The organism is Dyadobacter sp. (assembly GCF_017744695.1).
Classification (GTDB): domain Bacteria; phylum Bacteroidota; class Bacteroidia; order Cytophagales; family Spirosomataceae; genus Dyadobacter.
On sequence record NZ_JAGIAS010000013.1, the window covers coordinates 85,365 to 109,175 of the forward strand.

General features: G+C 50.0%; 18 protein-coding genes and 1 pseudogene. 11 read left to right on the forward strand and 8 right to left on the reverse strand.

Translation table 11 applies throughout. The features are described from left to right. Positions 1–17 precede the first annotated feature (17 nt). Both J7619_RS31840 and J7619_RS31845 read right to left on the reverse strand, forming a co-directional pair. Positions 18–1,616 carry an ATP-dependent DNA ligase gene (locus tag J7619_RS31840; RefSeq protein WP_291208858.1) on the reverse strand — a complete coding sequence of 533 codons (1,599 nt, stop codon included), beginning with the start codon at positions 1,614–1,616 and terminating at the stop codon, positions 18–20. Next, positions 1,613–2,722 (reverse strand): ligase-associated DNA damage response exonuclease, encoded by a 1,110-nt coding sequence (locus tag J7619_RS31845; RefSeq protein WP_291208861.1) that lies wholly within the window; start codon positions 2,720–2,722, stop codon positions 1,613–1,615. The genes J7619_RS31840 and J7619_RS31845 overlap by 4 nt, the downstream gene beginning before the upstream one ends. A gap of 297 nt (positions 2,723–3,019) precedes the next feature. Between J7619_RS31845 and J7619_RS31850 the strand changes: the two genes are divergently transcribed. From J7619_RS31850 to J7619_RS31885, 8 genes are all read left to right on the forward strand, one after another. After that, on the forward strand, positions 3,020–4,189 hold the full coding sequence (locus tag J7619_RS31850) for an ABC transporter substrate-binding protein (RefSeq protein WP_291208864.1): 1,170 nt from the start codon (positions 3,020–3,022) through the stop codon (positions 4,187–4,189). Continuing rightward, complete coding sequence (locus tag J7619_RS31855; RefSeq protein WP_291208867.1) at positions 4,186–5,238, forward strand: iron ABC transporter permease; 1,053 nt, start codon at positions 4,186–4,188, stop codon at positions 5,236–5,238. The genes J7619_RS31850 and J7619_RS31855 overlap by 4 nt, the downstream gene beginning before the upstream one ends. Next, a complete protein-coding gene (locus J7619_RS31860; protein ID WP_291208869.1) occupies positions 5,235–6,284 on the forward strand; it encodes an ABC transporter ATP-binding protein in 1,050 nt (349 codons plus the stop codon). The genes J7619_RS31855 and J7619_RS31860 overlap by 4 nt, the downstream gene beginning before the upstream one ends. Positions 6,285–6,349: 65 nt before the next feature. After that, entirely contained in the window at positions 6,350–8,332 is a 1,983-nt protein-coding gene (locus J7619_RS31865) for a glycosyltransferase family 39 protein (RefSeq protein ID WP_291208871.1), read from the forward strand. 15 nt (positions 8,333–8,347) lie between these two features. Next, complete coding sequence (locus J7619_RS31870; RefSeq protein WP_291208874.1) at positions 8,348–8,749, forward strand: hypothetical protein; 402 nt, start codon at positions 8,348–8,350, stop codon at positions 8,747–8,749. 26 nt (positions 8,750–8,775) lie between these two features. After that, positions 8,776–9,180: a ketosteroid isomerase-related protein gene (locus J7619_RS31875; RefSeq protein WP_291034839.1), complete on the forward strand. Its 405-nt coding sequence runs from the start codon at positions 8,776–8,778 to the stop codon at positions 9,178–9,180. Then, on the forward strand, positions 9,177–9,779 hold the full coding sequence (locus J7619_RS31880) for a GNAT family N-acetyltransferase (RefSeq protein ID WP_291208877.1): 603 nt from the start codon (positions 9,177–9,179) through the stop codon (positions 9,777–9,779). Before J7619_RS31875 ends, J7619_RS31880 begins: the two co-directional genes overlap by 4 nt. 6 nt (positions 9,780–9,785) lie before the next feature. Further along, entirely contained in the window at positions 9,786–10,688 is a 903-nt protein-coding gene (locus J7619_RS31885) for a carbon-nitrogen hydrolase family protein (RefSeq protein ID WP_291208879.1), read from the forward strand. A 53-nt stretch (positions 10,689–10,741) separates the two neighbouring features. Here the strand turns inward: J7619_RS31885 and J7619_RS31890 are convergent, their stop codons facing one another. Then, positions 10,742–11,452: a tail fiber domain-containing protein gene (locus J7619_RS31890; RefSeq protein ID WP_291208881.1), complete on the reverse strand. Its 711-nt coding sequence runs from the start codon at positions 11,450–11,452 to the stop codon at positions 10,742–10,744. A 685-nt stretch (positions 11,453–12,137) separates the two neighbouring features. Here J7619_RS31890 and J7619_RS31895 point away from each other — a divergent pair. Next, positions 12,138–13,568: a T9SS type A sorting domain-containing protein gene (locus J7619_RS31895; RefSeq protein WP_291208884.1), complete on the forward strand. Its 1,431-nt coding sequence runs from the start codon at positions 12,138–12,140 to the stop codon at positions 13,566–13,568. Between the two features lie 58 nt (positions 13,569–13,626). On the opposite strand, the gene J7619_RS31900 is transcribed toward J7619_RS31895, so the two are convergent. The 3 genes and pseudogenes from J7619_RS31900 to J7619_RS32345 all read right to left on the reverse strand — a co-directional run bounded on the left by J7619_RS31900 (position 13,627) and on the right by J7619_RS32345 (position 17,945). Then, complete coding sequence (locus tag J7619_RS31900; RefSeq protein WP_291208887.1) at positions 13,627–15,390, reverse strand: c-type cytochrome; 1,764 nt, start codon at positions 15,388–15,390, stop codon at positions 13,627–13,629. Positions 15,391–15,401: 11 nt separating this feature from the next. After that, positions 15,402–16,649 carry an amidohydrolase/deacetylase family metallohydrolase gene (locus J7619_RS31905; protein ID WP_291208890.1) on the reverse strand — a complete coding sequence of 416 codons (1,248 nt, stop codon included), beginning with the start codon at positions 16,647–16,649 and terminating at the stop codon, positions 15,402–15,404. 5 nt (positions 16,650–16,654) lie between these two features. After that, positions 16,655–17,945, reverse strand: a pseudogene (locus tag J7619_RS32345) (amidohydrolase/deacetylase family metallohydrolase). Positions 17,946–18,866: 921 nt separating this feature from the next. Between J7619_RS32345 and J7619_RS31920 the strand changes: the two are divergent. Both J7619_RS31920 and J7619_RS31925 read left to right on the forward strand, forming a co-directional pair. Next, the gene (locus J7619_RS31920) at positions 18,867–19,901 is read left to right on the forward strand and encodes a hypothetical protein (RefSeq protein ID WP_291208899.1); all 1,035 of its coding nucleotides are present in this window, start codon (positions 18,867–18,869) and stop codon (positions 19,899–19,901) included. 74 nt (positions 19,902–19,975) lie between these two features. Continuing rightward, positions 19,976–21,802 (forward strand): YjbH domain-containing protein, encoded by a 1,827-nt coding sequence (locus tag J7619_RS31925; protein ID WP_291208901.1) that lies wholly within the window; start codon positions 19,976–19,978, stop codon positions 21,800–21,802. A 58-nt stretch (positions 21,803–21,860) separates the two neighbouring features. Here J7619_RS31925 and J7619_RS31930 read toward each other — a convergent pair whose 3' ends face one another. Together J7619_RS31930 and J7619_RS31935 are read right to left on the reverse strand one after the other, a co-directional pair. Next, positions 21,861–22,283, reverse strand: coding sequence for a hypothetical protein (locus J7619_RS31930; RefSeq protein ID WP_291208903.1), 423 nt, complete (start codon positions 22,281–22,283; stop codon positions 21,861–21,863). 74 nt (positions 22,284–22,357) lie between these two features. Next, positions 22,358–23,245: a dienelactone hydrolase family protein gene (locus tag J7619_RS31935; RefSeq protein WP_291208905.1), complete on the reverse strand. Its 888-nt coding sequence runs from the start codon at positions 23,243–23,245 to the stop codon at positions 22,358–22,360. Between the last annotated feature and the right edge of the window lie 566 nt (positions 23,246–23,811).

Sequence of the window (23,811 nt, forward strand, 5' to 3'; positions counted from 1 at the left end):
ACTTTATGATCAGCCGGTCATCTGTAATTACTTAATATCTCCCGCAAGCCCGCCAAACTATCCGCTTCCTCAGCCTTCTTATCCTTCCGCCATCGCAAAATCCGGGGAAATCGCACGGCAATCCCCGATTTATGGCGTGTGGATTCGTTAATCCCTTCAAACCCGATTTCAAAAACCAGCTCGGGTTTAACGGTTCGGACGGGGCCAAATTTTTCCAGGACATTACGTTTGATAAAGTAATCCACCTGCCCGATTTCCGCATCTGTCAGGCCGGAATAAGCTTTGGCGAACGGCACCAGCTTACCATCATCCCCCCAGACAGCGAAGGTATAGTCAGTAAAAAGTTCGGCGCGACGGCCGGAGCCTTTCTGAGCGTAAATAAGTACGGCATCGACACTGAGCGGATCGACTTTCCATTTCCACCAGTCGCCTTTTTTCCGACCAACCTGATATGTGCTCGCTTTCCGCTTGACCATGAAGCCCTCCGCAATGTGCTCACGAGACTGTGGGTGAAGATCGCGCAGGGCCTGCCAATCTTCGAAATCAATCAACGGCGACAGGTTGAAATAGCTTTGCTCCGGCATATTCGCATGCAACAACTCTAATTGCGCCCGGCGCTGCTCCTGTGTGAGCCCACGAATATCCACGCCGTTCGCTTCGAGCATATCATAGGCTAAAAATGCCACCGGTGCTTCTTCAAGCACCTTTTTGGATAAATTTTTACGGCCAATGCGGGTCTGTAATACATTGAATGGCATGGGCCGGCCATCGGCATAAGTTACAATTTCGCCGTCGAGCACGGTACCGTTGGGAAGAGCCTCACTTAAGAAATGGAGTTCGGGAAACTTTTCAGTGGATAGCTCCTCGCCTCTTGTCCAGATGAACAGTTCTTTATTCCGATAAATGATCTGGGAACGTATACCATCCCATTTCCACTCGGCAAACCAGTCATCGGCCTCGCCGAGATCCGCTACGTCGCCTTCAATCGGGTAAGCTAGGAAAAACGGGTACGGACGGGACGCATTGTCGTTTTCTCCTTTGTCAAGGATTAACTGCTCGAAAGTAGTATCCAGTGGGTTCCATTGACCCATTACCCGATGAGCGATCACATTGGAATCGGTTTCGGTCGCTTCTGCCAATGCCCGGACCACCAAAGTCTGCGAAACGCCGATTCGGAAACTGCCCATGAGCAGCTTATTGAATACGAACGTCTCATGCTGTGAAAGCTGCGTCCAGGCGTGGGTAATATGGTATCGCTTTTGTTCGTCGGCCATGCCGGGCAGCATTCCCAGATAATGGAACCACTCCGAGAGCGACTTCTCAGAGCCGCCAGGGCTTGTCCTGGGCAGAAGCAGCGAAATCGTCTCCCCCAAATCCCCCACAGAATGGTAACTCTCCTGAAAAAGCCACATCGGAATACCGGCTTGTTCTGCCGCCCATTCTTTTACCTGCGTTCGATTGACCTTGAATGACGGCCTGCGTCCCGTGAACAATGTCAATGCCCACAACTTGTCGTCTTCCGGAGCAGTCAGAAAGTAGTTTTTCAGCAAATCGACCTTCGCATTCGTTTTATTCGTACGGTCGAGGTTCATGAAAAGGTCGGCAAACTGTTTCATAACCCGGTACTTTTTTTATCGGCACTCATCTCTCCATCGAGCTCCTGTTTGTGCTCCTCATATACATTCTGGCCGGCCGAAACATCCTGCACGACCTCCTCTTCTTCATTTTCGTCCTCATTGCCGTACATCGTATTCACCTCGGCCGCTTCAATGCCGTTTTCATTGAGCCAACGTGCGTAAATGCTGGTATAACCATGCGTAACATATACTTTTTCGGCACCGGTTTCCTTTACAGCCCGGTTCAGATCGGGCCAATCGACATGGTCGCTCAATACAAAACCCTGGTCCACCGCACGGCGGTTTTTGGCACCTCTCAAAGCCATCCAGCCCGAACAATATCCCACTGAATAAGGGGCAAACTTCCTGATCCACGTAGTTCCGTCCGCAGAAGGCGGAGCCAGCACCAGCGAACCCTTGAACAGTTTCCTGTCTGTCTCTTTGGTAACCAATGTGAGTTCCGGCAGATCAAAACCCGCCTCGCGCAACCGTTCATTCACGGTGTGAATGGCCCCGTGCGCGTAAATCACGGTGTCTTGCAACCGGATATTTTTCAAAATACGCTGCATTTTCCCCAGCGAATAGCCCATCAACACGCTGGCCTTATCCTCCGCACGGTTCTGCGCCCACCAATCGTCGATTTCCGACATTACTTCTTGCTGCGGCTGCCATTTATAAATAGGTAACCCAAATGTCGATTCGGTAATGAATATGTGGCATTTGACAGGCTCGAACGGCGTTGCGAAATGGTCGTCTTCCAGCTTGTAGTCACCGCTGGCCACCCACACTTCGCCCTGGTATTCGACCCTCACCTGAGCCGAACCAATGATATGACCGGCCGGATGCAGGGAAAACTTCACCCCGTTGATCATGAATTTCTCTCCGTATTGCACGGTTTGGAGATTGATATCCTGCCCTAGCCGCAGTCGCAAAATAGGCTCACTGTCCTTGTGAGCGAGATAATGCCTGCTGCCCCATCGCGCGTGATCGCTATGCGCGTGCGTGATGATCGCCCTGCCCACTGGCATCCACGGATCGATATGGACGTCGGCAATGGCGCAGTAGATACTTTTTCCGGTAAATTGTAGCAGAGGCTGTTTCGGCATATTCCGGAATTTATCAAAAGTATGCCAAACGCGCCATCTGAACAGCTGCAAATGCAATTGAACGCTAACTTTTCCCGCCGCACCCTAAAAGCTTATAAAATTTATTCAGAACTTGGATGTTACCTTTCCTGAATGTGCTCGTTTGGCAGGCTGGTACCACGGGACCCTCTCAGTAAATACAATGCAAAAAGGAATGAGCGGTGTCAGGCGAATGCTAAACTATATTTGAACCAATCAATCTTCCGAATACCCACGGGTATGAGTAATTTTGAACGACTCATCCACTCAATGCAAAGAATGTCCAAAATTCTCCAACTGCTCATTCTACTAGCCTTAGTTATTCATGGCTGTACCTCATCTGGCGATAAACGAAGAGAACAGCAGGCCCCTTCCGATTCAATCACCCCGTTTGTCAAAACTGAGATTCATCATGCCCGCGGATTTAAAATCTATTATTTCAAAGACTTTAAATTGGTCAGCATCATCAATCCTTTCGGCGGGCAGAGCGATACATTACAATACATTCTTCAAAAAAAGAACGCCGCCATGCCTGCGGGTTACCCACGTGCCCAGCGGATTGAAATACCGGTAAAAAGCCTGGCCGGCATGTCTTCGATGCATGTAGGGTTACTGGGTTTTCTGGATGCGGAGAATGTCCTAACCGCCCTCGGCAGTTTGCAATACGTGTATTCTCCGAAAGTTATCGGCATGATCAAGGCCGGAAAAATAGCAGAAGTAGGCCGCGACCAGGGGCTGAATGATGAAAAGATCATCGAAATGCAGCCTGGCCTGGTCATGACCATTGGTAACCCCGGCGGAAAAATGGATCACTACCGTACGCTAAAGGAAGCGGGAATACCGGTACTGATTAACTCGGAGTGGGTGGAGCAGACGCCGCTCGCCCGCGCAGAATGGGTGAAACTCATGGCCGCTTTGCTGGATAAGGAGGAACTGGTCAATAAAAAATTCGCACAAATTGAGACCGAATATCAGCGGCTCTCGGCCCTTGCCCAAAAAGCGACCAAGAAGCCCACAGTACTTTCAGGCCTGAATACTAAAGACGCCTGGTTTCTACCCAGTGGCAATAGTTACATGGCGCGCTTCTTCAAAGATGCCGGTGCCGATTATCACTGGGGTGCTTCGCCTGCGACGGGGAGTCTTCCCCTCAGCTTCGAAGCCGTATATCCATTTGCCCTGGTAGCGGATTACTGGTTAAACGTCGGGTTCGACAGTCGCGACACCCGGAAAAGCATCATAGCCCAGGATGCTCGCTATGCTGACTTCAAAGCAGTTCGAACAGGCAGGCTGTACAGTTATAACCGCCTCGTAAACGCACGAGGCTCAAACGATTTTTTCGAATCGGGTAGCCTGAATCCGCATACCGTTCTGGCTGATATGATCCGCATTTTTCACCCCGAACTGCTTCCGGATCATCAGCTTGTCTACTACAAACAGCTTCCCGAATGACGCAGCACACGCCAAACAGAAGCTGGACATTACTTTTTTTAGGGATTCTCGCAATCGCCCTGTTCTGCCTTGACATCATGCTCGGTTCGGTGGCAATCCCATTCAAGGAAGTATTCCGGATCGTGACCACCGGCGAATCCGAAAACAGGGCCTGGCTATTTATCATTGAAAAAATACGTTTACCCAAATCCATCACTGCTATTCTTGCCGGCTGTGGATTGTCGGTCAGCGGGCTGCAAATGCAGACGCTCTTCCGTAATCCGCTGGCCGGGCCCTCGGAACTGGGCATTACCGCAGGTGCAGGCCTGGGCGTGGCTGCTGTCATGCTTGCAGGCGGGGGCAGCGCCAGCATGTACGCGATCAGCCAATTGGGCATCTCCGGCAGCTGGCTCATCATCGGTATGGCTTCGCTGGGCTCGGCGGGTGTTTTAGCATTGATTCTCCTGATCGCCGGGCGTATCCGCGACAACGTGATCCTGCTCATCGTTGGTGTCATGATCGGCACCATCACGCTTTCGATTATCAGTATCTGGCAATATTTCAGCCAGCCCGAGCAGTTACAGGAATACATCATGTGGACGTTCGGGTCACTGGGTGGCGTCACCGGCTATCATTTATATGTACTCTCCGGAGTGGTCGCGGGAGGCTTGTTACTTGCATTTGCTTCATCCAAATCGCTCAATGCATTGTTATTGGGTGAAAATTACGCGAGAAGTATGGGGCTTACGGTAGGGCGGACACGCCTGCTGATCATGCTCAGCACGAGCCTCCTTACCGGCAGCGTAACGGCCTTTTGCGGGCCTATCGGCTTTGTGGGTATCGCCATTCCGCATATTACCCGTTCGCTGCTGGGGACGTCCAACCACCGCGTACTTATTCCGGCGACCTGCCTCACCGGGACCGTGCTGCTGCTGCTTTGCGATATCATCGCCCAGCTTCCCGGCTCGCAAACCGTCATCCCGATCAACGTCGTGACGTCCCTGCTTGGTGCTCCGGTGGTGATCTGGATCATAGTCCGGCGCAATAACCTACGTTCGTCATTTTCATGAAAAATCAGAAAGCCATTGTCGAAACCCGCTCGCTGGCGATCGGTTACCGATCGTCCGGTATAGAACGAACGGTAGCGGCCAATCTCGACTTGCAGCTGCGGCCGGGCAGCCTCGTGTGTTTGCTGGGTTCCAACGGCGCGGGCAAATCCACATTGATGCGTACACTGAGCGGCCTTCAACCAGCGCTGACCGGCGATATTACGATCGACGGCAGCCCGCTCCACACGTTGAAACCAGCAGAACTGGCCCAAAAACTTAGCCTGGTATTAACCGACCGTGTCGACGCAGGTAACCTCACAGCCCGCGAGGTAGTTGCATTGGGCCGCACGCCCTACACCGGCTGGCTGGGTACGCTGACCAAGGCTGACCATTTCCAGATAGCCCAAAGCATTGAACAAACCGGCATTACTACGCTGCTTGACCGCCACATGCACCAGCTCAGCGATGGCGAAAGGCAAAAGGTGATGCTCGCCCGCGCGCTCTCACAAGACACGCCGCTCATTCTGCTCGATGAACCCACGGCCCATCTCGACCTCCCTAATCGCGTGGAAATGATGCGTCTCCTGCATACGCTTGCGCGCGACACATACAAGGCAATCCTGCTCAGCACGCACGAGTTGGACCTCGCATTGCAAACGGCCGACGAACTCTGGCTGATGCACCCTGACGGCAAAATCCTGGCAGGCCTACCCGAAGACCTTGTATTAAGTGGTGCATTCGAAGCCACATTTGCCCGCAACGGCTTTTCATTCGACCGTACTACCGGCACATTTATCATCCACCAGCCCGTAGAAAATGCGCAGGTTTATATTGAAGGTGCAGAAAAACCGCTATTCTGGGCGAAACGGGCGCTGCAAAGGGAAGGGCTGGGGGTCAGTACGTACCGCGATGCACCCTGCCTTATCAGGGTATTCGAAGTGGAAAATGGGTTTGAAAGCGAAATAATCTACCAGGACCGTCGCGTCAAAGTATCCTCAGTTCAGGCACTTATTGAACAAATGCATTTGCTTTTTCCATCCCACACCCGTTCGGGCATGGCGAGTTAATGCGGTTCTTTGCAACGAAATAGTTAGTTTGCAGCTCATATTTGCCGAACAGGACTTCCTTAACTATGATCTTTTTGATCCCGACGGCGATGGCGCTGGCCACAGCGAATTGCTATCTGGCATTGTACCGGAACGCCGGACAGTCGTTTCGACGCTCGCTGATTTCCGCCGCCATTCTTATATTTCTTTTCATTGCCATCAGTACGGAGGCACTTGGAGTGTTCAACCTGATCAACCGCATTGCGATTACCGGCAGCTGGGTCGTTTTCAATATCGCCCTTGCAGTAACGTGGCTCCGACTGAAAAACATTCACGGCATGACTTTTCCGACTGTCGGGAAGCATTGGCTGAATGGTACCCGAAACTTTTGCAGAGAACTCGGCGCTCCCACGGTCGCGATGCTGGCTGTCCTTGCCTCGGTTACACTCGTAGTTGCCATCGTCGCCATTCCAAACAACCAGGATTCTCTCAGCTACCACCTGAGCAGGCTGGGCTATTGGATACAGCAAGGGAATGTGGCGCATTATGCCTCGCACATTGAGCGTTCGATCTCGTTCAGTCCATTCTCCGAGTATGTTCACCTGCATACCTTCCTGCTTTCTGGCTCGGAACGTTATTTCCAGCTTTTGCAATGGAGCTGCTTGGCTGGTGTACTGGCGTTGGTTTCGATGATTATCCGGCTTTTTTCAAATTCTCCCGCAACGCTTCGCATCGGTTTGTGCTTTGCCGCCACCCTGCCGATCGTCGTCCTGGAATCAATGACGACCCAGAATGACCTGGTCGTGGCTTTTTTTATCGTTGCCACCGCATTTTTCGTTTTTGATTATATTCAGAATAATCATTTGGCGAGCCTATACCTGATTCCACTGTGCTGTGCAGTCGGTATGATGACAAAAGGGACATTCCTCTTTTATGTGCTTCCGTTTGGTACCTATCTAGCCATTTCAATGCTCAGGAAACAGGTTTTCCGGAAACATATTACCGCGTTCCTGGCCGCTTCGATATTCCTTACGCTTGCAATCAATGTCCCTTATTGGTACCGGACCTACGAAATTTTCGCGTCACCCGTAGGCACTATCAGTTCGGGGAATCAAAACACCTTTGTCGGTCCGGCGGATTATATTTCTTCGGTCAGCAAGCACACTTTCCTCCATCTCGGCTTCGTCTCTCCCGGGAACCGGTACAACGATTTTCTTCTGAATCAGCTTCGAAACCTCCACTCTGCTATGGGCATTCCCCTCGATGTTCCGCGCCTTGGTATGCCTTTCAAAATGAACAAGCTGAATTTCAATGAGGACTTTGCACATAATTTCTTCGGCATCTGGCTGATCCTTTTCAGCATTCCGCTCCTGATTTTTACCCGCTTACCCAAAGCCGCCAAGTGGTATGGCGGGCTGACATTCCTCAGCGTCCTGGTCTTTTGCTTTTTTATCAGCTACCAGACTTACGGCTCGCGGCTGCATATTCCATTCTTCCTCCTGGCAGCACCCGTTGTGGGACTCACCTATGGTTCGGTTCTGTCCACATGGCCCGCGCGGTTGCTGCCTCTTCTGCTTTGGCTGGCCGCGTTGCCTTTCGCATTACTTAGCTCGGCCCACCCGTTTCTTTCCACGAAATGGTTTTTTGAAAAAATTTTTCCGCCTATCAATTCAGCATTGCACCTGAACATACGCATCGATGCTGCCAACCTGAACCTCAAACAGGAAAGCGTGCTCTACGCCAGCCCGGGGCGGCTGTTCTGGGGTGACCACTGGCCCGGAACCGAAGCACTTTTGGGACAGGTGAATGCACTCAATCCGCAAAAAATCGGTTTTGTTTTTACCGAAGCCAGCTTCGACTATGCCTACCAGTTTCTGCTGAGAAAACCCGGACGCACTTTTGCACACGTGCGTGTGAGCAATCCCTCGCAGGTGCTGGAAGATCCGGCATTTCAGCCCGACGTAATTATCGCCGAGAAGAACGAAGGACCGGGATTTGATTATCATGAAAAAACCTATCGGCTCGCGCTGGAAAGTGATAGCAAGTGCCTTTATGTTCCGTCAAAATGATCCTGTTTAATTGCTATGAAGTTTTTTAAGAATAAAAAGAACCTCCTGCTGCTCGCATTAGCCCTCATCATCGGCTACATCGTCTATGACTCTACATCGCAGCCCACCGTGGCCGACCTGCAAGGCGGGTTTCGGGAAGTAGCCATGTACCGGAACGAGAACAACACCGGGCCGATCGTCCGAATATATGCCGTGAGTGTGGAGGACACGCATTCGAAGGATATCCGCCAATACGGCGACCTGATGCCATATACCAAGTATGGCACCACAACGGTTTACTTTTTCGACGCCGGCAAACCAGTACCGAATAATCTGACGGCAACGGAACCGCATTTCGAACCCGAATTCGCTGCCGGCTGCATCGCCGTGTACCGGAAAGATGCCAATGGGCAGGTTTCACTCGGCCCTTTACCTTGAATAGTTTTTGAACAAATATGATACAAATGACTGCACTGGAAATCGTACAACAATATTATGAAGCCTTCAATGCGAAAAACTGGAAAGGCATGCTCGCATTACTCCACCCCGAGGTAAGACATGAAGCCAACCAGGGCGATGTGCGTATCGGATTGGAAAAGTTCACCGCGTTTCTTCAAAAAATGGACGAAGCCTACGAAGAAACACTGACCGACATGGTGTTTTTCAGCGAGCCGCAAAATAAACGTGTGGCAGTGGAGTTCGTCGTAAATGGCATTTACAAGCAGGCAGAAGAAGGGCTGCCCGAAGCACACGGACAATCGTACGTATTACCTGCCGGTGCATTCCTGGAAGTGACCGACGGCAAGATCAGCCGGGTAACTACTTATTACAATCTGCCGCTCTGGATCGAGCTTGTTTCCAAACCATGACCGCCGCATTGAGATTCGTGCGGAAAACCGGTCAGGGTATTGCAGAAGTTTTCGATGACCTGGCCAAACTCCGGATCGCTGTTTTCAGGGATTATCCCTATTTGTACGAGGGAAGTGTGGAATATGAAATGGGCTATTTGCAGACTTACCTGCAATCGGAGCGTTCGTTTCTTTTTGCCGTCTATGACGGCGATAAAATGGTGGGTGCAACAACTTGCATTCCACTGGAAGATGAAACAGCCGAAGTCCGCAAGCCTTTCGAAGATGCCGGTTTTGACGTGGGTACTATTTGCTATTTGGGTGAAAGTATCCTTCTGCCCGCCTACCGCGGGAACGGTTTGGGCCACCGCTTTTTCGACGAGCGCGAGGCGCACGCAGGCAAACTGGGCGATTTCGACACCTGCTGTTTCTGCTCCGTCGACAGGGGCGACAACCATCCGCTTAAACCGTCAAACTATCGTCCCAACGACGCATTCTGGCTCAAACGCGGTTACCACAAAGAACCCGCATTACAAAGTACCATGGAATGGCCCGATTTGGGAGAAACTACCTCCACGCCGAAAACGATGATTTTCTGGACCAAACCACTCAACAGTTAGACGATAATGCAAGAGGTAACCATCGCTTCGGCGCAATATCCTATTACCGAACATTCGGATTTCGCCTCATGGCAGCGGCACACTGAAAAATGGGTGTCCGAAGCCGCCATTCGGGGAGCGGAGCTATTGCTTTTCCCGGAATACGGAGCAATGGAGCTGGTGAGCATTTTCGGGGATGAAGTACGGAACGATATCCGACGTCAGATACATGATTTGAATGACTTGCGAGCCGATTTCTGCGCGACTTTCGAGGCACTGGCCCGTAAGTACCGCGTGATCATTGTCGCTCCCAGCATTCCTGTGATCGAGAGGGACAAGAAACTCAACCGGGCCTTCGTGTTCTCCGCTAATGGGCTGGCAGGTTACCAGGACAAATTTTTCATGACCCGTTTCGAAAACGAACAGTGGGGCATCGACAGCGCTCCGAAGCAGCTCACTGTCTTTGAGGCACCGTGGGGCAAATTCGGCATTCAGATCTGTTACGACGTCGAATTCCCGATTGGCGCGCGGAAACTCTGCGAAGCGGGCGCCAACCTGATCCTCGCACCAAGCTGCACGGAAACTATCCGAGGCGCCACGCGCGTACATGTAGGTGCCCGCGCCCGCGCGCTCGAAAACCAGGCGTTCACGGTGGTGTCCCAAACCGTGGGAGAAGCATTATGGTCGCCGGCTGTGGATCTCAACTACGGCTTTGTGGCATGCTACACCACACCCGACAAGGATATGCCCGAAGAAGGTATTATCGCCACCAAAACCCCGCAGGAAGAAGGCTGGCTGATCCAAACGATCGATTTTTCGCTCATTGATGAGGTACGCCGGGATGGGCATGTGTTTAACTTCAAGGACCAGGCACGAATGACGATGGGGCTTACGGAAGAGGCGATTTCGGTCGTTTTCAGGTCTTTGTAAAACAAAATAGCGGCATCTAAAATAAATGCCGCTATAAACCTATCTTTAGACCTCTATTTTGCAATTGTTTCTGCGCGTGGTGATGCTAACTCGTCAAGTCTCGCTGCGAGCATTGCCAGCTTTTGATGAATAGCCTGGTTATCCGTCCTGAATGCTGCATTCTCCGCTTCCAGCTTCGCATTTTGCTTCGCCAACTCCTTTACCGACTCAATCAGGTGCGGTATCAACCCCGTATAATTAAGCGATTTAAAACCCTTTTCATCCGTTTTGACCAGCTCCGGAAACAGCGCCTCCACATCCTGGGCAATCAACCCCGTTTGCAGTGATTGATCGCGGTTTTTGTCTTTCCAGTAGTAACGATAGCCACTCAAGCGCGTCAACTTTTTGAGACTGGGTGCAAGTGGCGAGAAGTCGCGTTTGAGGCGGCGGTCGGAGGACTGTGTCAACGTTCCTCCCAATGTGCCGTTCCCGACATTATCAATCCAGAAACGCCATGCATTGTTAATGTAAAAGCCAATTTGCGCATCCGTTTTCATGCCCATAAAGCCATCAGCGACATTTTGGGAGTTGTTGAAATGTATGCCGGATGTCGAGCCGTTATGCTTGATGCGAATGCGACCTCCAACGTCCAGCAGATATTCAGGACTCAGCACATTGTTTCCTATTCCAAAATTTCCACTGCGCAGCAGTGTGAGTCCGCTACTCCTGTCGATACTCGAAGCCCCGTTTCCTATTTGGAAAAAGATGTCTGTCGACCTTCCCATCCGCCTTTCGCGCTACCCCTTGAAAACTGAACTGCTCAGGAGCCTGCGCGAAGACGAGCATGACCTGGACTACAAGGATTGTGCAAATCAAAAGTACTTTCATCGTGTGCTGTTTTAAAGTAGATGGAGAGGAGTTCTGGTCGGATGGCCGAACACGCCGCTAAAAAGGGACGATGAAAGCAGGGATCGCAAAAAGAATGAGCAAATGGCAGAAACGGATATGTCGCCGGCAAAATAATTGCTTGTTAATAGGGGAAAATAGAAAGTATTATTTCATTAGGCTGGGCGTGAAACGCATGCTCAAAGTTGAACCCTGCCAAGATATATCTACTTAACAAAATTGCACTTTTACAACAAACCTCATACCTCAAAAATATTTAATCCATCTATATCAGCCATATATCCGAAAGCAGTCTCATTGAGATCAATTCATGCAGCAAAATAGTTTGATTAATTTATAAATAACTATTAATCAATTAAATAAAAATAAATAGACGCACATATGGCCATTTATTCTAGCACAGAAAACAACTATATTTACTACAATAAGTATTACTTTTACAAAAACGTATACCTACTGATCGTTTAGTAAAAAATGCTTTATCAAATCTACAATATTGTAACTATTTCAAGATATTGGAGGTATATTGATCTATGATTATTTAGTCACTAAACGTCCTCTATCATGAAAACTCTTTACCTGTGGATGTGTATTGTCCTCGTGGCAATTTCCATCCCCGCCAAGTCCCTCGCGCAGTGCGCGTTGGTCGAGCCGGCAATTGAATTAAACAGTGTTTCTCCCAGCAGCGGGAATTGCAATGTGAACGTCAACCTTTCGTTTACGATCGACAAAAACAATGGTAATAAGTTCACCTACGTGCATTTATGGAAACCCGCCGACTACCCTGATATCGATTATAAAAAAGCACCGAAAGCCGCTGACCTGGGCAGTGTGCTTGCAACGCTGGCCATCGATACGGACGGCGCAGTATCATTATTATCAACTTACAGCGCCGACGGCTCAGTTATACCTTTATATACCGGACTGACCATTATGGAAGAAGATCTGGGAGGAGGATTATCACGCATTACAATCGATAATATCCAGTTCCCGGTCCCAGGTGCATGCGAGGACCTTCCCATTTTGAAAGGAGATGTATGGTCGAGCCAGGCATCCAGTGCAAACCCTCCGGTCCACTGTTTTGTAGAAGGCTTCAATTTGCAAATCAATGACCCTGTCATCACTGGCAAAATCAACTGCAATGAGCCCGAAGGCCCACGCACCTATGATTTGAATATCATTTCCACCAACCCGACCGCATTCCAGGTTTCGTATACGCTATACCTCGACGACGGTGTACTGACAAACGGATTGACCACTTTTGGCGCCGGCGATCAGGCTTTCTATACAAGCGGCCCGACTAACCTTTCATCCTCACAACCTATTCAAAGCAAGGACGAAGCTTATCCCTATGCATTTCTGGAAGATAAGCGCACAATATGGGTGGTACTCACCGGCCCGAGCCTACCGAATGCGATCGTAGCCGAGCTGCAAAATGGCTGTACCATCACACTACCCGTTACATTGGCACGCTTCAACGGAACGCTGCTGGACAATGCCGTCAGCCTTTCCTGGACAACCACCGAGGAAAGCGGTAGCAGCCATTTCAACATTGAGAGAAGTGCAGACGCGAAAGAATTCGTTCAACTTGGCCGTGTAGCGGCCAAGGGTAATTCGTCGGCAACCCAGCAATACAAATTCCTGGACAGCAAACCTTTGGCAGGAAATAACTACTACCGCCTCAAAATGGTCGATGCAAACGGCAAGTTTGAGTTTTCACGGATGATTTCCATCGATAACGGTGCCAATAGTATTGCATTCGAACTGCTGGGCAATCCCGCTCCGGGGCGGGAAATCAAATTTCTGCTTAAAAATGAAAGCGCATCGAATGTGGGCCTTTTCGATTTGTCGGGCAAAGCCATACGGTTCTCACTCAGTCAAAACGGCAACGAGTTTACCTTGAAGCCTAAGGGTGGCATTTCTTCGGGGCTGTACATTCTGTCCCTGCAACGCAGCAACGCCAGCGCTATCACCAAGAAAGTGCTGCTGCCATAGTCTGTTGAAGCCTTTGCAAAACGCCCGCCGGAGTATTTCGGCGGGCGTTTTGCATTCACTAATGCCCCATTACCCGCTGCACATCGCTCACAGAAATCGCGTCAGCATCATTTCCGAAGTTCTTCCGGATATAGGTCAACACCTGGGCCATTTCCTCGGCTTTAAGGAAATCATGCTTTGGCATGAGATCATTATAAGGTTTTCCTGCCACCTGAATAGGGCCTTCCAGCCCTTTGGCAACCACTTCTATCAGTCGCTTCTTATTACCCGTCACCCATTCCGACCCGGCGAGTGGCGGAAACCGGCTGCCGTCGCCCAGCCCGTTGCGCTGGTGGCATGGCGTACAATAGGTGTTGTAAATGCGCTGACCAAGCTCCTTGGTTTTGATATCGAGGTTGTCGGCTATTTCGTCGGGTGTGCGGATGTGCGCGAGTTGCTTATGTTGCGCCATCGATGCAAGCTGGTTCGTGCCAAAGCTCTTTTTATCCCATTTAAACATGATACGCCACACCTTACCCTTGCGCGAATCAGTGATATAAAGCGACCCTTCCGGCCCCTCGGCGAGTCCCATAGGCCTGAATTTCGCATCGCTCACATTGATAATAGGGTCAACTCCCGCGAAGCCGTCCGCGAACACCTCCCAATCGCCCGAAGGCTTACCATTGCGAAATGGCACGAAACACACAAAATAACCCGCCTGAGGATAAGGAGCCCGATTGGTGGACCCGTGAAAGGCAATAAATGCCCCGTTTTTATACCGCTCAGGAAACTGGCTCCCCTGGTAGAAGAGTACATCGTTGGGTGCCCAATGCCCCGGAAACCCAATAAGCGGTTTTTGATATTTTGCCCCCTCTCCCTCCTTTTTACCATCACCGCCATATTCCGGATTGAGCATTTTTTTGCCTTTCATCTGGTCGTAATAATAGTACGGCCAGCCCACGTTGGTTCCCTGGGTTACTTTTACAAACTCTTCGGCAGGAAGCACCGCACTCTGCCAGGCAGTGAACAACTCGGGGAACAGGCGGTGAAGGTTGTCGCGGCCATGAACGACTGCGTAAAGGCTTTTATCGGATGGGTTCCAGCGCATGCCTACAATGCTTCGTAAGCCGGTGGCATACAGCGAACCGTCGGCCTGGGTCTGGTTCAGCTTGTCGGCACTGAACTTCCATATTCCACCATGCTTTTCAAGATCCGGACACGGGTTTATACCGGGACTCCCCGGTTTCCCGCCGGGCGAATTCACCATATCCTGGCAGGCATCCGAAGGTGCACCGAACGGTACGTACATATTACCCCGATCGTCAAAAGCCATCGGTTTAGTGATATGCCAATGAGCTCCATGCTCGTGATCGTCCTGAAGGATCAGCTCGGTTTTTTCATCGGGCAGAAGTTGCCCCGGAATGAGTTTGCTCCGATAAACCGCGAGGGAGGAACTGTAATAGAGGTAGCCATTTCGTATGGTGATACCATTGGCCAGGCTGCTATGGTCCTGATAATTGCCAAAGTTGCGTATAATATCGGCCTTCCCATCGCCATTCGTATCCCTGAGCGCTACCGTTCCGCCGCCCTGGCCTTTACCAAAATAGCGGAGTTTAATATAAATATCGCCATTGCCGTTCACCGCAATATGCCGGGCCAGGCCAGTACTGTCCGCAACGACGAGCGTCTCGAAACCGTCGGGCGTTGTGAGCCCGCCATTGTCGGGATCGCCGGGAGGAAGCTTATCCTCTTGCAAATAAGTAGCGCCTGTCAAAGCAAGTGTAATGAATATAAGACTGAGGTACGTACCCGGCCTTTTGAATTTGATGAGACTAAAATGCATGATGGGTTCAGTTAAAATCCTTGTTTCTTTGCAGCCAGGCCATTCAGGTCCCAAACGACCTTGCCCTGACGGATCGTCAGCTCGACTTCCAGCTTGCGGTTGCCCCGGATGCTGTTACCGGCGGAATCCATAAATCCGAAATCGCCTTCCCGTAACCGGAACAATACAATATCGGCGGGATTTTCTTGCCTAAGATTCCCCAGTTCGGGGTGCCGAATAGCTTTTGCGGTGCCCCAGGTTGCTATTTCTACCACCTGTTCCAAAGAAAAGCCCATTGCTATGAATTTCGACATGACATTGGCCATATCCTTCATAGCCGAGTTCATGCTGAAACGGTGCAAATCGGTACCGAAGGAGTTCGGATAAAAACCTTGCTTCACCGCCGGTACTGCCTGATCGAACCAAAAACCGGCACCTCCGTGACCGAGATCAAACAGTATTCCCTTTTTCCGTGCTTCTAGAACGAACGGACGCACTTGTCCATTTTCACCGACTACCGGCATACGCTCCTTGATATGCTCGAAGGTATGGGTAATGATGTCGCCCGGCCTCATCCTGGCCAGCTGATCTTCCAGGGAATATTCAGGCAAATGACATTCTACAAAAAGCGGCTTACCGGCCTGCCTGGCCGCATTCAGGGCGTTATCAAATGGCGTCCATTCTTTGCCATTGTAATGCCCGATTTTCACGCCCGCGATAATGTCGGGATGCCGCCTTATGAGCGCGACGGCAGAATCGGCATCCATGTCCGACAAATCCTGCTCATGCGCCGCACCGGTCATTCCGCGGCCTGAAATATTCAGAAATGCGAGAATACGCGTTTTAGATTGATCGATCACCTGTTTCTTGAATGTCGGAAAGCTACGCCAGCCCGAAGTACCCGCATCCACGACCGTGGTTACCCCCGAGCGGAACGTGAAGTCATCAGGCGAGACGCTGTTGATGCCGTCGGCAAATTGTCCGGCCGCCGTGCCCACAAAGACGTGCGTGTGCGGGTCGATAAAACCCGGACTGAGGTAGAACCCTTCTGCATGAATCACCTGTGCAGCTGTTTCAGTAATAGCAGGAGCAACCTTCGCGATTTTACCCTGATTGATCGCTACGTCCATTTTGCCATTTCTCGAATTGGCGGGATCGATTACCTGCGCACCCTTGATTACGAGCTCATAAGTTTGCGCAAAAACCCCTTGCGATAGCATCCACGCGAGGCAGAATCCAATCCCGCTCGCATTACGGACTTTGGAGATTATCCTTTTCATACCGCTTACTTGCCTTGTATTTCAGACTCCCAAGGGGCGGAGGCAATGCCATTTAAATCCCACACAACCTTGCCCGCACGAAGCGTCAGTTCGGCTTCGAGCTTCTTATCCCCTTTCATTTTCAGTCTGCGGGCATCGATGAACCCAAAGTCTCCCCTACGTACGCTAAAAACTGTGACGTCGGCTTCCGAACCGACGCTCAAACTCCCCAATTCCGGGCGTTTGATCACCTGTGCGGGGTTCCAGGTAACCCGCAATATCGCTTCGGATAATGGCACGCCCATATTGAGAAACTTCGAAATGACATTGTCAAGGCCTTTCATGCCACCATTCATACTGTCGGTATGCAAGTCGGTGCTGATCACATTAGCCAGAAACCCCTGCTTAATGGAGGGGATCGCCTGTCGCCATGCAAATGCACCTCCGCCATGGCCTACATCGAACACCAGGCCTTTTTTCTGCATTTCAAGTACGAAAGGCTTCACTTTTCCTTGCTCATCCACAACCGTTTCGCGGTCGTTGGGCCCGTGCGCGTACGTATGCGTGAAAATATCGCCGGGCCTCAGGTACTCCCGGAAAAGTTTTTCGATCGACAATGGTGGCCGATGCTCCCCGAAATCGACCATTACCGGTACTTCGGCGAGTTTCCCGGCCTCAACGGCGCGTTGTACCTGGCTGTAATCGCCCCAGTAATGTGCAGATTTGATACCTACAATGATACCCGGATACAGCCTCTTGATCATATTGGCCACCATTTGCGGGTTCATGTCACTTAGGTCCTGCTCTTCATACCGACTCGCCATACCTGTGCCGACGATGTTCAGAAAAGCCAAAACACGGGTTTGTGCACGATCGATGGTTTGTGCCTTGAACAACTTGAAATTGCGCCACCCGGACGATCCTGCGTCTACCACCGTTGACACCCGTACGAAATGTAAAACCATCGGGTGCGACGCTTGTGGCGGCGTTGGCGATGTAAGCCTCCGGCGTTACACCATTGAAAACGTGCACATGCATGTCGATAAAGCCCGGCGCCACGTACATCCCTCCGGCTTCTATCACCTTTTTAGCATTGGAAGAAGGGATGGCAGTCGCTACCTGGACAACCTTACCTCCGGTAATAGCTACATCCATTACGCCGTCAACGCGATTTTTAGGATCGATTACATGACCACCTTTGATCAGCAGGTCGACAGATTGACAATAAGATATCCCGGACAAAAGGGGAATGAGCAGCCACGCGGCGGGAAACCGGATACGCACTTTACGTAGCCGGAGCGATTTGAAAAGTTTCATGAGAGGTTCAGGATAGTTAGACACTCATAAAAAAGCATTCAGCCGCAATAATATAGTCACTCATTTCGAAAAAACTGAAAACAACCAACTATAATATCGTACACATCAACTATTACCAACGAATCTTCACATTCGTGACTACCTAGCCGAAGACTAGCTCCATGCCAGTCGGCTATTCCAGAAAAAACGACATATTTCCCTCCGAGAGGCATGTTACTTTTAAAAGAACAATTTTGAATATTCATTTTTGATAAAATTTATTCATCTCAATATCAATCACTTACAAAGTTGTAGAGATATTTTTATTTTGAAATTGAAATCTTATCCTTTAAACTTGTTGTAGATTTTATTTTACATGTGAGAAACACCAAGTAAAATAACGTCTACATATTGCTAGTGGAATTCCAATTTGAATGGAAGCTCTGTCTGGATAGTAACTCACTCAACGTTAAAAGACATGATGGAAAATCCTTACCAACGGCATTCGCCACGAGGCAATGTACCACCCCATCCGGGGTGCCTCTATCCGGGGCAATTTCACAATCCTACCCTGTATTTTAAGTATTCAATTTCACGGACTTCCGTTTCGGGAAAGTCCCGCCAACTTCCTCTTACTGATAATTGCGAAAATTCCTTTGGGAATGTGGCAAAGGCACGTGTAGTCCTGATCATGCTTTATAACCAAATGGGTTGTAAAATGGCCTGACAGGGAACATATAGGAGTATCCGTTCGCTCATGCAGCTTGCCTTGTAAGGCAATGCCCGGCATTATTGTGCGATTGGGATACCAGACTGTTTACACCCGGTAATCAGCCGACGTTTGGTCAGGCCTCGACAGGCCCGCTGACCCGGGAAGGTATTGTACTTATTGAACCAATTTAATAATCCGCCGAATATCCTTTTTCACTAAATCTAACTCGTATGAAAACACGTACTCTGAGATTACTCACCGTTCTGATGTTCCTCACATTCTTCCTTTTTGAATGTAAGGACAAAGAAGCGGATTCACTCGAACCAGCCAATACCGAGCTTTCCAGCCAATTGGACAAGCTGGAAATGGCCCCTACCACACTTGAAGAAACACCGGACATCAAACTTGTGCCCGGAAAAGTGGAAGCCTCGGCTAAAACACAGGAATTAAACAAGTCGCTTGGAACAGTTACGGCCAGCAACATTCCTGCAAGCGTTTCAAAAGCAGCCGAAGAAGTATCCGCTTCACTTTCGCAGGCTGATATCAAGGCACTGAATGAAGTTTCACCGGCACAGGCCTCCAAATCAGTACTCAATTCTGAGCAGGTTCGTGCTATCCTGAGCAAGGCATCCACCGACGCGAAACTCCAAAGCTACCTGTCGTTGATCACAGCGGCCAAGGTAGAAGGGCTTCTTGACGGTAAAAGAACCGGCTCAGTAACCGAAGGTTCTACTACCAGCCCGGCAATCGAGGCAGGTAACACTGACGACTGTATCGCCCGTGCGAACGAGAAGTTCGAAAAAACCAAGGAGCGCCTGGATGACAGCAAAGCGAAAGATCTGGGAAAGATCAATGACAACTATGCCAAAGACCTGGAACGCATCCAGAAGAACCTTGAAAAATGCACAGGCGAAAACAACGCTGCGTATTTCGAAGCACTTCGCCAGGCTGGCATTAAGGTTGCAAACGACGCACTGGCAGCATTGGAAAAAGTAAAACCATTCCTGCGCCCTGGCCAGTACGAATACCTCAAAGCACTCATCAATGTCCAGTTACTCGATTATCTGGACAAAGTGAACCAGCTGGAAGCAGCAAAAACTGCTACTTGTACTGAAATCGCGGAAAAAGCGAAAGCACGTGCAGAGGAAACCAAAAACTCAAACACTGCCCGCGTAGAAGCTAACTACAACGATGCTCTTGCCAAGGCGATCGAGTTGAGAAATAAAATGATCGAAAACTGCCACAACCAGGGCGGCGGTAAATAACGATACGGCGGATGATTCAATTTGTTAGAGGCAGAAGGGGGAATGTATTGTTTCCCTTTCTGCTTGCTCTATGTATGGGCTTTCAGGTACACGCACAAACGAATATTTCGGGTAAGCCAGGACTGATCTACATTCCATCAGCCCGGCAAACCGACGACGCGACTTTTCAGTTTGGCTATCATTTCAATCCGATCCGCTACGGGTTCAGGTTCAACCGCAAAAATTCGGAGGGAATCTATTTCGCCAATGTGACATTGCTGCCCAGGTTGGAGATCAACGTAAACCTGCTGCGGATCAATCACGAGATAAAACGGGGACAGAAAGGCATTGGCGACCGCCAGCTCGACATCAAGTACGTCCTTTTTAAAGAAACAGCTAAACGCCCCGCCGTTGCAGTGATCGTTTCCGCTCCGTTCGGGATCGACAACTCCTTATCCACCAATGCGCTCGTAGCGAGTAAAACGCTCCGCCTCGGTAACGGGTTTTATGCAGACGTTACGGCAGGATTCGGCAGCCCTATTTCCGTTCAGCGCGACGAATCGGAAAAAAGCAACTACAACATTTTCGAAAGTCTCGAGATCATCAAGAAAAAAGATCTCGCCTACCGTTACCTGTCGGGACCGTTCGGAGGTTTCAACCTGCGGTTCGACAACAAAGCAGGTTTCATGGCCGAGTGGGATAGCCAGCACTTCAATGCGGGTCTTTACGCCACCCTTTTCAAACGCTGGACTGTTCAGGCCGGTGTACTGAACTTCGACCAAATCACTTTTGGGACTTCCTATGCGGTGAACATGCTTCCGCTCCCCAGGAGGTTACGCGCATATCAGGCGGCGGCTCACGCCAAGCCGGCCAAACCGACACCGCTTTCTGAAAAAGAAAGATTACTCAACAATTTTGAAAATCTGGCCGTCGATTCGACGTCAGGAAAAGTAACCTACGAGCAGCGTCTTTATCGTAATCCGTACATTGGGATGCTCGAAATAGAACACGCATTACCAGACTCGGGCAGCAGGGAATTTGTACCGATGTTCCAGGGCATGCCCATTGGGGCTTATAAAATGGATAAGCGGATCAGTTACCGCCAACTTGCCAAAGACGAAATGCCCCGCCCAGGCTTTTTGCTTCCTAAATACAAGCTGGATTTCTGGCTTCAACCGGTATTTGCAGCCAATTTCGGCTATCGGGAAAAAACACTGCAAAGTAACACCAGCCTTTTACTCCAAACCCAGTTTTACCTTTGGAAAGGATTAGCCTTGAATGCCGGTGTACTGTTCCCGATTACCAACGACATGGACAACCGCCCGAAGATCATCCGTCCGGCCCCCATTTTCCTAAATCAATTCCTGGCATTCGGTAAGCATTTTGTCAGCGCGTCGGCAGGTTATTTTTACAATGATCAATACGGCGCAAATATCCAATACCGCCATCACGATCTCTCTGGCCCATGGTCATTCGGACTGGAAGGTGGTCTTACCGGACTTTACTACTATACCAGAAGCGGGATCTACTACGAAAAGATGAGCAACCTGCTACTCATTGCCGATGCCGCTTACCGGCTTTCCAGACCGGATGTGACATTGAAATTGTCAGGAGGAAGATATCTTGCCGGCGATGAAGGAGCCCGGTTTGATCTTATACGCCAGTTTACAAATGCCGAAATTGGTTTGTATCTCATGAAAACCCAAAACGGAACAACCGCTGGTTTCAATTTTGCGGTCCCTATTCCACCTGGTAAGATCGCTCAGGGTAAGAGAATCAGGTTCCGGACCACCGATGAGTTCCGCTGGGAATACAGCTACACCCGCGGGTTCAGGATTGGCGAGCGCTACCGCACAGGTTACCAGCTCGATCAGAAGTTACGGCAATACCACACCGATTATCTCAACAGACAAAGACCATAATGCAATTGCCCAGTGAAACCATAAAACAGTTTCACAGGGCAATTTACTTTTGAAGATGCTATCGTTCGAACGTGAAGCTCTTAATATCTCCATATGCAACCGATCCGTCAGAAAGTAATGCATATGCACGATAAAAAAAGAAATACTTGCCTTGGAAAGCATTTCCGGTGTAGACGAAATTATTAATACCCAAAGTAATCGGCTGATCAAACTGCATCCTGGCACCATGCTCGATCCGCGGCGTGTAGTCCGTATCATTTTCCGCCCGGAAAAAACTCAGATGCAAAATACCATATTCTGTGACCGGCAGATCGCCCAGCGAATCGACCTGTACTTTGAACCGCATTTTAAAGTCGTCGGTGTACTCGAATGCGGGTGTACTAAGCTTTATTTTCTTAGGGACGACATGATCCTGTAAGGAACATGCATTCAGACCTACCAGAAAGCAAAGCGCTAAAAATGTTCGTAAATGGCCTTTCATGACATCTTTTTGCTAATGATAAATAGTTTCCTCTATCATCACAGACCGAAGTGCCTACCAAACCGCTGCCTGTATCATGCTAACTTCTCCTTAAAAAAGTCGATCGTGCGCTTCCAGGCAAGTTCAGCTGCTGCCTTGTCGAAACGGGGAGTCGTGTCGTTATGAAAACCGTGATTTACTCCAGGATAAATGAATGCCGTATATTCCTTATGGTTTTCCTTCAATGCCTTCTCATACGCAGGCCAGCCTTCGTTCACACGCGTATCCAATGCTGCATAATGCAACAACAGCGGCGCTTTGATTTTGGGAACATCCTCAATAGCCGGTTGGCCACCGTAAAAAGGCACCGAGGCCGCGAGGTCGGGAATTCGCACAGCCATCATGTTGGCAATGCCACCTCCGAAACAGAATCCCACCACACCTACTTTTCCATTACAGTCCTTGTGATTTTTCAGATACTCATAAGCTGCAATAAAATCTTCCTGCATTTCATTCCGGTCGCGTTTGCTTTGCAATTCACGACCAGCATCGTCGTTCCCGGGATACCCTCCCAAAGGCGAGAGTGCATCCGGCGCAATCGAAATAAACCCAGCCAACGCAGCCCTGCGCGCGACGTCTTCAATGTGCGGGTTCAATCCCCGGTTTTCATGTACCACCACAATCCCTCCCAGTTTTCCCCTGGCATCCGCAGGTTTGGACAACAAAGCCTTGATCGTCTTTCCGCCCTTAGGTGAATCATAATTCACATAATCCGATTGCAAGCGCGGATCGCCTACCTGAACTTGAATTTGTCCCTTGTAATCGGGCATCAGGAAACTCATCAGCGAAGCAACCGTGACACCGCCTACGGCATAGGCCGACAAACTCTGCACAAAATTGCGGCGATCGATACGGTTATGCGCATAATCGTCATAAAGATCGAATACCTCCTGTTTGATATCTTCTTTTCTGAGCTGGGACATGGATGAAACGGGATTGTTGTGTTATGTCAAAGTTTAATATAGATAAAATTTGGTCGGTTTTCCTGACACCTACCCACCGGTCAGTTAAAATAGCTTAACATAAACAATCTTGACAGGCGTTATAAACGTCAAAAGCCCATCATTCAGGTTGACTTTTTCATTGTTTTCCTAAATGAGCTGATGATTTTGGTTGGCAACACAGTATAAAGATAGTACACCCCGTAAATACAAAAAACATCCCTTCTGAGGATGCTTTTGTTGATTTGAATAATTGTGGCGGCGTAGGCTGGGCACCCCGCCTACATGGCTCGGCCCACTTTACCAGGTTTGATCGGGGACGCCAGTCCAAGCCGAGGTGGCGCGGTATCATCGGCGGATCCGGGCTAGGCGCTCCCGACTAGGCGCCCCCGACTTAGGCAGCCCCGCTTTATTTCTCTGTTCGGGCCGGGGTTGCGCTCGACCGGGTGGCATACCACTGGGAAGAGGATCAAGACCAAATGTTGTGGAGCACCTTGGATTAAGCATATAGTTGAGTAAGCCGGTAAAGGAAAAACTCAATGTTCCGA

Bases quoted from the DNA above. Each gene is read 5' to 3' on its own strand.
- J7619_RS31840 (WP_291208858.1), bottom strand. From the start codon at position 1,616: ATGAAACAGTTTGCCGACCTTTTCATGAACCTCGACCGTACGAATAAA.
- J7619_RS31845 (WP_291208861.1), bottom strand. From the start codon at position 2,722: ATGCCGAAACAGCCTCTGCTACAATTTACCGGAAAAAGTATCTACTGC.
- J7619_RS31850 (WP_291208864.1), top strand. From the start codon at position 3,020: ATGTCCAAAATTCTCCAACTGCTCATTCTACTAGCCTTAGTTATTCAT.
- J7619_RS31855 (WP_291208867.1), top strand. From the start codon at position 4,186: ATGACGCAGCACACGCCAAACAGAAGCTGGACATTACTTTTTTTAGGG.
- J7619_RS31860 (WP_291208869.1), top strand. From the start codon at position 5,235: ATGAAAAATCAGAAAGCCATTGTCGAAACCCGCTCGCTGGCGATCGGT.
- J7619_RS31865 (WP_291208871.1), top strand. From the start codon at position 6,350: ATGATCTTTTTGATCCCGACGGCGATGGCGCTGGCCACAGCGAATTGC.
- J7619_RS31870 (WP_291208874.1), top strand. From the start codon at position 8,348: ATGAAGTTTTTTAAGAATAAAAAGAACCTCCTGCTGCTCGCATTAGCC.
- J7619_RS31875 (WP_291034839.1), top strand. From the start codon at position 8,776: ATGACTGCACTGGAAATCGTACAACAATATTATGAAGCCTTCAATGCG.
- J7619_RS31880 (WP_291208877.1), top strand. From the start codon at position 9,177: ATGACCGCCGCATTGAGATTCGTGCGGAAAACCGGTCAGGGTATTGCA.
- J7619_RS31885 (WP_291208879.1), top strand. From the start codon at position 9,786: ATGCAAGAGGTAACCATCGCTTCGGCGCAATATCCTATTACCGAACAT.
- J7619_RS31890 (WP_291208881.1), bottom strand. From the start codon at position 11,452: ATGGGAAGGTCGACAGACATCTTTTTCCAAATAGGAAACGGGGCTTCG.
- J7619_RS31895 (WP_291208884.1), top strand. From the start codon at position 12,138: ATGAAAACTCTTTACCTGTGGATGTGTATTGTCCTCGTGGCAATTTCC.
- J7619_RS31900 (WP_291208887.1), bottom strand. From the start codon at position 15,390: ATGCATTTTAGTCTCATCAAATTCAAAAGGCCGGGTACGTACCTCAGT.
- J7619_RS31905 (WP_291208890.1), bottom strand. From the start codon at position 16,649: ATGAAAAGGATAATCTCCAAAGTCCGTAATGCGAGCGGGATTGGATTC.
- J7619_RS31920 (WP_291208899.1), top strand. From the start codon at position 18,867: ATGAAAACACGTACTCTGAGATTACTCACCGTTCTGATGTTCCTCACA.
- J7619_RS31925 (WP_291208901.1), top strand. From the start codon at position 19,976: ATGGGCTTTCAGGTACACGCACAAACGAATATTTCGGGTAAGCCAGGA.
- J7619_RS31930 (WP_291208903.1), bottom strand. From the start codon at position 22,283: ATGAAAGGCCATTTACGAACATTTTTAGCGCTTTGCTTTCTGGTAGGT.
- J7619_RS31935 (WP_291208905.1), bottom strand. From the start codon at position 23,245: ATGTCCCAGCTCAGAAAAGAAGATATCAAACAGGAGGTATTCGATCTT.